Source organism: uncultured Ellagibacter sp., from assembly GCF_934636505.1.
Classification (GTDB): Bacteria; Actinomycetota; Coriobacteriia; order Coriobacteriales; family Eggerthellaceae; genus Ellagibacter.
Genome location: NZ_CAKUAL010000081.1, coordinates 1 through 7,720, shown reverse-complemented (window position 1 = coordinate 7,720; position 7,720 = coordinate 1). Strand labels below are relative to the sequence as shown.

At 61.9% G+C, this 7,720-nt stretch carries 6 protein-coding genes and 1 pseudogene; 5 read left to right on the top strand and 2 right to left on the bottom strand.

Translation table 11 applies throughout. From position 1 onward, the window contains the following. Nucleotides 1–554: pseudogene (locus tag Q0G18_RS08265) on the top strand (sodium/panthothenate symporter); the annotation flags it as partial. A gap of 182 nt (nucleotides 555–736) precedes the next feature. On the opposite strand, the gene Q0G18_RS08260 reads toward Q0G18_RS08265, so the two are convergent. After that, a complete protein-coding gene (locus Q0G18_RS08260) occupies nucleotides 737–2,338 on the bottom strand; it encodes a cation:proton antiporter (protein ID WP_297151889.1) in 1,602 nt (533 codons plus the stop codon). Between the two features lie 33 nt (nucleotides 2,339–2,371). After that, nucleotides 2,372–3,253, bottom strand: a complete 882-nt coding sequence (locus Q0G18_RS08255; protein ID WP_297151892.1) for a patatin family protein — start codon at nucleotides 3,251–3,253, stop codon at nucleotides 2,372–2,374. Between the two features lie 264 nt (nucleotides 3,254–3,517). Between Q0G18_RS08255 and trxA the strand changes: the two genes are divergently transcribed. The 4 genes from trxA to prfA all read left to right on the top strand — a co-directional run bounded on the left by trxA (nucleotide 3,518) and on the right by prfA (nucleotide 7,604). Further along, entirely contained in the window at nucleotides 3,518–3,826 is a 309-nt protein-coding gene (trxA, locus tag Q0G18_RS08250; RefSeq protein ID WP_297151886.1) for a thioredoxin, read from the top strand. A gap of 123 nt (nucleotides 3,827–3,949) precedes the next feature. Beyond that, a complete protein-coding gene (gene trxB / locus Q0G18_RS08245) occupies nucleotides 3,950–4,879 on the top strand; it encodes a thioredoxin-disulfide reductase (protein ID WP_297151883.1) in 930 nt (309 codons plus the stop codon). A 201-nt stretch (nucleotides 4,880–5,080) separates the two neighbouring features. Then, a complete protein-coding gene (locus Q0G18_RS08240; RefSeq protein WP_297151880.1) occupies nucleotides 5,081–6,370 on the top strand; it encodes a CAP domain-containing protein in 1,290 nt (429 codons plus the stop codon). A 160-nt stretch (nucleotides 6,371–6,530) separates the two neighbouring features. Further along, nucleotides 6,531–7,604 carry a peptide chain release factor 1 gene (prfA, locus tag Q0G18_RS08235; RefSeq protein WP_297151877.1) on the top strand — a complete coding sequence of 358 codons (1,074 nt, stop codon included), beginning with the start codon at nucleotides 6,531–6,533 and terminating at the stop codon, nucleotides 7,602–7,604. Nucleotides 7,605–7,720 lie beyond the last annotated feature (116 nt).

The following is a 7,720-nucleotide window of genomic DNA, read 5'->3' as shown; positions in this document are numbered from 1 at the left end:
ATATCATCCCGCAGGCCATCGCGCAGACGCTTCCGCCCTGGCTTGCCGGTGTGGCCATCATAGGCCCGATCGCGGCGTCGATTTCCACGGTGTCGTCCCTGCTCATTGCTTCGTCTTCGGCCATTATCAAGGACGTCTACCTGCATCACTGCGAATCGACCGGCAAAAAGCCCACCGAGCGCACCATCGCGCGGTCAAGCCAAGCCGTCACGCTCTGCGTGGGTGCGATCGTGTTCGTGCTGGCCGTCGTCCCGCCCGACGTCATCTGGAAGATTAACATGTTCGCGTTCGGCGGCCTTGAGACCGCGTTTTTCTGGGTGCTTGTGTGCGGCCTGTTCTGGAAGCGCGCGGGGAAACGGGGCGCGCTGCTATCGATGATCGGCGGCACCGCCTCGTACTGCTTGTGCATGGCGCTTGGTTTCAAGGTGATGGGCTTGCACCAAATCGTGATCGGCATCACGGTCGCGGGCGTGCTCATGGTGTTAGGAAGCCTCCTCGGGCGGCGCGATGCGGCGGAGGAGAAGCGCATGCGCGAGGTGTTCTTCCCCGAGTAGAGTGTTGCGAAGGGAACTGGTTGTTGCATAAAGAAGCCGGGCCGCGTGGGTGCGACCCGGCTTCGTGCGTTGTGGCCAGCTGCGACTGAGATTCTCCCGCGGCGGCTTCGCGCGACTGGGCTTCTCCTACCTCGGCTGCTGCGTTTCCCGCCGTTTCGCCCGTCGGCTTGCCGCGGGCCTCGTTAGCGTTCCTTCTTTTCGCGGTTCATCATGCGGCCAATTTCGCTTTGTCGGCGCCGATGCTCGCGAACTGCCGCCTGAGCGAGCCTCTTGCGGCGTTCTTCGCGCTGTTGCGCCGCTTTCTCGACGATGTCGCCGCGCGGTCCTTCCTCGATGTACTGCTCGATTTCGTCTTTGTGCGCAGCGATGTCCTGGGCCGCAGAATCGAGCAGCGCATCGAGCGCGCGCTTGCGTTCGGTCTTGCGCTGCAAGGCGAAAGCGGCTTCTTGCCAGGGGATATCCTCGTCCTTCGATTCGCTTGCGTGCACGGCGAGGCGTGCGGCAGCTTCCTGGCGCACCATCATGCGTTCCATATCCAAGTGCTCGTGCAGAATCGTGCGGATGTCGCTCGGGTGCGCGGCGATTTCCTGCACCGCGGCAATCGGCTTCGCGTCGATCACGCGGTAGGTGAGCGATGCCAGAAACGGCATGAGGAACACGGTTACGGCGCCTGCGGCGACGAGCGTGCCCGCGACGTCTTGGGTCATCGCGCCCGCCTTCACGGCAACCGACGTCACCGCGACGATGAGCGGCAGCGCCGTCGTGCAGTAGAGCGCCACAGTGATGCGGTTGTGCATGGATAGCTTGTCCTCGCTCTTGCCGAGCGAGAGCGCCACAACGATAGGCACGGCCCGCACCAAAAGCAGCGCGCAGATGAACAAGACGAGCAGAAGCGGGTTCTCGCCCACGCCGGCGAGGTCGATCTTCGCGCCGGAAACGACGAAGAACACGGGGATGAGGAACCCGTAGCCGATTGCGTCGAGCTTCGACTCGAGCTCGTGGTCTCCTTCGGGGATGACATAGCGCAGGATGAATCCCGCGGCGAACGCGCCGAGTACGATATCGAGCTGAAACACGGCCGATACGGTGACGAGCCCGATCAAAAGCACTACCGTCACGCGCACGAACGCCTGCGAGGTGGTGTTGCGCTTGCTCGCGAGGAATCGATAGATGCGATGTCCGCCGCGGCGCGCTTTGGCGGGCACGATCGCCATGATCGCGCAAACGAGTATGAACACGGCGAGGATGAGCAGTGTCTTCCACTCGCTGCGTGACGAGAGCAGGAGCGCCATGGCGAGCACGGGGCACAGCTCTCCCCAGGTGCCAAACGACAGGATGCCCTCGCCGACGGGGGTCCCCTCGAGGTCTCGCTCCTTGATGATCGGCATGAGCGTGCCGAGCGCCGTCGTGGTGAGCGCGATGGCCACGGCGAGCCCGTCGATGTGGCTTACGGAGAGGCTCGGCGACAAAAGCACGAGAACAAGCGCGATCGCCATGCTGATAAACCAAGTGGCAAGCCCCTTCTTCCCCTGCGTTCCCGAAAGGCTCTTCGGGTTGATCTCATAGCCTGCAAGGAGGAACAAAAACGCAAGGCCAAGCTCGGAGAGCATGTCGATCGAGTCGGTCAGCTCGATGACCCCCGCCATGTAGGGCCCTAATAGCGCGCCTGCCAAAAGGAGGATGACGGTTTCGGGGACGAGTCCGCGCGGGACGAGCTTGGCGATGATGGGGGCTGTCGCGGCGACGAGTGCAGCGGTGAACAGCGATATGAAATCGGTGGGCATGGGGGTCTTCTCTGCTGACGGTTCGGCGGTCTGCTAGTCTGCGAGGTACTCCTGCAGTTTCGGCCACAGCCGGGCCGCTTCGGCAAGCCCCTGCTCGTACAACGCGAGCAGCTTCTCGGTGTCGTGCTCCATGGAGGACACGGTGACAGGCTCGGGCGGGCGGATCACGAAGATGCGCCCCGCTGCCTGTTCGCGCTCGATCCAGCGGTAAAGGCGGTTGTACTCGTAATGGCGATACTGCAGGCGGTCAATATAGTACGGGTAGTCGGCGTAGCGCTGACGCATGAGCGCCATGAGCTTGTTCGGCTTCTTCTCGTAGCCAGCGGCTTGGGTGAGCACGACGATGTGCTTGCTTGCGCCGGTGAGCATCGAGTGGAGAAGCGGCACGCTGTCGGAGGTGCCGCCGTCGAGAAGCAGCTTGCCGTCTGCCTCGACGATTTGGCTTACGAGCGGCATCGATGACGACGCGATGAGATAGGGCAGGTCATCGTGGTAGTCGCGCACCTCGTGGTAGTCGGCCTCACCGGTTTCGAGGTTGGTCGACACGGCTTCGAATCGGATGGGCGAGCGGCGAAACGCCTCGTAGTCGAACGGGTCGAGCACGTCGGGAATCTCGTGAAAGGCGAACTCGCGGCCGTAGGCGTTTCCCGTGCGGACGAAGCTCTGCATCGACAGATAGCGGTTGTCGGCGGCGTACTTCACGTTGATCAGGCTCGACCTGCCGGCAGCACCCGCCACGTAGTTCCCGCCGCAAAGCGCGCCCGCCGACACGCCGACGACGTATTCGCAGAAGAACTTCTGGTCCATGAAGAAATCGAGCACGCCCGCGGTGAACTGCCCGCGCATCGCCCCGCCTTCGAGCACGAGGTTCGCGTGGGCAAGCGGTACACCCTCCCACGCGGGCGCCTTGTGCATGCGGGCATGCTCGCCGCCGCCTTCGCCTGGTTCCCTGTTCTCATCTGCGGTGTTGGTCGTGTAATTCGAAAGCTGCTCTTCCGTAGGCTCGCTCATGGGGCACCCTTTCTCTTATCGGGTGCCATTATAGTTCAGTTTCATGCCGTTCCAGTAACGCCTCGTTTACGTTTCGCGGGTAAGCGATACAATACGTTGGTGCAAGCGTTGGGCGTAACGCTCGATGCGGAACCTGGTTTCAAATCACTTGTTCAGGAGGAAGGGAACATGAGCGAAATGGTAACTTCTTCGGATTTCGATGAGAAGGTTCTGAAATCCGACGTCCCCGTTCTTGTGGATTTCTTCGCGACATGGTGCGGCCCGTGCCGTATGCTCGGCCCCGTGGTCGAGGAAGTCGCCGCTGAGAAGGCCGGCGAGGCCAAGGTGTACAAGCTCGACATCGATCAAAGCCCCGACATCGCGCAGCGCTACGGCGTGATGAGCGTGCCGACGCTGATTCTGTTCGAGGGTGGCGCGCCGAAGCGCCAGATGGTGGGCGCGCAGCCGAAGCAAAACGTGCTCGCGCTGTTCGCGTAAACCGTATTTTCCGAGCGCAATGGGAAGGCGCTGCGGGGCGACGTTCGCCTTGCAGCGCCTTTTTGCGTTTCGAGGGTATACTCTGTGAGAACGGGATGCAATCGGGTGAAAGGCGGTAATGCCATGAACGAAAACGACGTGCTCGACGTGGCGGTGATCGGCGCGGGGCCCGCTGGGCTCACGGCAGGGCTCTATGCGGCGCGCGCGGGGCTTTCAGTCGCCATCTACGAGAGGATTTCCCCTGGTGGGCAGCTTGCTCAAACCGAGCGGGTGGAAAACTACCCGGGCTTCGCTGAAGGCGCCGACGGCTTCGAGCTCGCTTGGGCGATGAAGGAGCAGGCCGAGCACTTTGGCGCGACCATCGTGAGCGAGGAAGTGACGGCGGTCGATTATTCGGGCGAGGTGAAGACGCTCACGACGCCTTTCGGCCAACATAAGGCGAGAAGCGTCATCGTGGCGACGGGCGCGCGGCCGCGCAAGATGGGCCTTGCGGGGGAAGACGAGCTCGCAGGACGCGGCGTGTCGTATTGCGCGACCTGCGATGGCAACTTCTTCCGCGGGAAAAGCGTGTGCGTGCTCGGCGGCGGGAACACTGCCGCGGCGGATGCGAAGTATCTCGCGCGCATCTGTGAGCGCGTCTACCTCATCCATCGCCGCGACACGCTTCGCGTCTCGGCGGTCGACCGCGAGTGCCTCTCCTCGCTTCCCAACGTCGAGTTCGTGTGGAACTCGCGCATTGCCGATTTGCGCTCGGAAGAGGGGCGTCTTTCCGCCGTGAAGGTCGAGGATGTGGCAACCGGAGCGCGGAGGATGCTTCCTGCCGAAGGGCTGTTCGTCGCAATCGGGACGATTCCCAACACCGATTTTCTCGCGGGCGCGCTTTCTGTTGACAAGGGCGGTTACATCGTGGCCGATGAGTCGGGCGTTACGAGCGTGCCCGGCGTGTTCGCGGCGGGCGATGTGCGCGCGAAGGGCCTGCGCCAGGTGGTGACGGCCGTCTCCGACGGGGCGATAGCCGCCGAGAGCGCCGCCGCATACGTCGCCTCGCGGTAGCGGGTGAGCAGGAGTGCGGGTGAGGCTCGCTGGCGGGCGAGCCATGCGCTCGGCGGCCAAATCTCACGCGTTTGGCGGCGAGGCCGTTTGTAAAATCGAAGGTAAAATCAGGTTTGACGCAAGTGGGGGAGCGTTTCAATAGGGTCCGTATTGGGGTATAGTGTCCGAGGCGTATAAGCTTGCGATAATGAGGAGAGAGAGATGATAAGTTCGCTTCGAAAGGGCATCGTCGCATTTGCGATGTTCGCACTACTCAGTACGATTCCTGCTGTGGCCTGGGCTGATGGCACTATCAACGCGGAACCCGCCGCGAATGGGGCGCTTCAGGCGGGCCAGGTTGCCACCTGGGACTGCTCCGATGGGGGCATCGCTCCCGAGAGCGTTTACGGCCGCGTGGACAAGCCGACGGTCACCTTCGTCACGCAGGGCACGTTCTATCAGGACACTGCCCGCTATATGCTCGACTACGTCAATGAGGCCCGCAGCGCAGTGGGCGCGGCCCCTCTGACGTGGAGCTATGAGCTCGAGGTCTGTGCGATGCAGCGCGCCGCCGAGATTTCGATCAGTGGAATTTGCGGCCCCTTCTTCAGCCATACGCGTCCGAGTGGCGAGGATTGCTTCACCGTGGTCGAAGATGTCATGCTGAGCAACCCCTACTCTGCGCTCGGCGAGAACATCCTTGGGACAACGTACGACGTAGCGGAAGCTAACGATTGGTGGACAAACTCCCCAGGTCACTATGCGAACATGATCAACGAGGAATTCAACACGGTCGGCGTTGCGTGCTTCGATGGCTATTGGGTCGAGGTCTTCGGCTATCAACCGTTCGAGACCACCGAGCAAGCTGCCGTAAACGGAACCTACAATGTTAATCTCGAAATGGGCCAGTGCAACCTGGGCCTGTTCTTCCCCGATTTCGAGGCGGGCGAGTGGTATGCCGATACCATGGTGTACATGCTCAACAATGGTCTCATCACGGGCTACAACGACGGCACTCACCGACTGGGCGTCTACGACTCGATCAAGCGCGGCGACGTTGCGATGATCTTGTGGCGTATGGCGGGCAAGCCGGACGTTTCGGTGGAGCAGTTCTATGACGTGCCCAGCGACTCGTACTATTCGGATGCAATCAACTGGGCCCGTGCGGCGGGAATCATCGGCGGCTACACGGACCCCGTTGACGGCACTCCGCTTAACTTGTTCGGACCCGAAGACTACGTCACGCGCGAGCAGTTCGCGGTGATGATCGCTAAGTACGCAAACATTCTCTACGGGGTCAATTTGTCGAGCGACGGCTCGAAGCTTGCTTCCATGCCCGACGCTTCGTCGGTGAGCCCCTGGGCGCGCGCCAGCTTGGCCTGGGCTCTCGACGCGGGCGTCATGGATGGCAAGAATGTCGACGGCACGCGTTACCTTGACCCGCAAGGTTCGGCCTGGCGCTCTGCCGTTGGCAAGATGACCGCAACGCTTGAGCGTGACGTGTTGCAGTAAAACGAAGCTTCCAACCTGCAAGGTTTCGCTTTCGCCGACGATTTCGCCTCCATGAGCGTATTTCCTGCGAAGGTCTCAGGGCGTTTCTCACACGAGGGACGCCCTTTTGGTATCATTGTTCAGCTACGGATAACGCAATTCGCATAAAGGAACGCACGCAATGCAAGATAACGACATGCGCGAGAAGCTCGAGAAGATTATTTCCGCCTACGAGGAGCTCCAGGCGAAGATGAGCGACCCTTCGGTTCTCGCCGATCAAAAGGCATACAACCACCTCGCCAAGGAATACGCGAACCAGGGCCCGCTCGCCGCGAAGGCGCGCGAGTACCTCGCGTGCTGCAGCGACATCGACGACGCCAAGGAGATGCTCGCCGATCCTGACATGAAGGAGTTCGCGCAGGAGACCATCGCCGAGGCCGAATCGAAGATGCCCGCCCTCGAAGAGGACATCAAGTTCATGCTGAGTCCCTCCGACCCTGCCGACGAGAAGGACATCATCGTTGAAATCCGCGCCGCTGCCGGCGGTGACGAGGCGGCGATCTTCGCAGGCGACCTCTTCAAGATGTACGAGCGCTTCTGCTCTTCTCAGAAGTGGAAGATCGAGCTCATGGACGTTTCCCCGTCCGAGGCTGGCGGGTACAAGGAAATCCAGTTCAAGGTGAAGGGCGACAAGGTGTACTCGGTCATGAAGTACGAGTCCGGCGTGCACCGCGTGCAGCGCGTGCCCAAGACGGAAAGCCAGGGCCGCATCCATACGTCCACGGCGACCGTTGCCGTGCTTCCCGAGGCCGACGAGGTTGAGGTCGACATCAACGAGAACGACCTGCGCATCGACGTGTTCCGCGCTGGCGGCCCCGGTGGACAGTGCGTTAACACGACTGATTCCGCCGTGCGCATCACGCACCTGCCGACCGGTCTTGTCGTACAGTCTCAGGACCAGAAGTCGCAGCTGCAGAACAAGATCGCGGCCATGGCTGTCCTTCGTGCGCGCCTCTACGAGAAGATGCTCGCCGAGCAGCAGGCCGCCGAAGGTGCCGAGCGCCTCGCACAGATCGGCTCGGGCGACCGCTCCGAGAAGATCCGCACCTACAACCTTCCCCAGGACCGCGTGACCGATCATCGCATTGGCTTCAACTCCACGTACAGCTCGGTTCTCGAAGGCGACGGGCTTGGCGATGTTATCACCGCGCTTCAGGCGGCTGACCGCGCCCGCAAGCTCGCCGAAGCGGTGTAAGCTTCGCTGTTCTGACGAACAGCGAAAGACTCGACGCTGCGATGGGCCCTGGCACCCCATCTCCGCACGATGCTGCAGGCTCGCGTACCGTGAAGGTACGCGTCGCCTTTGCATCC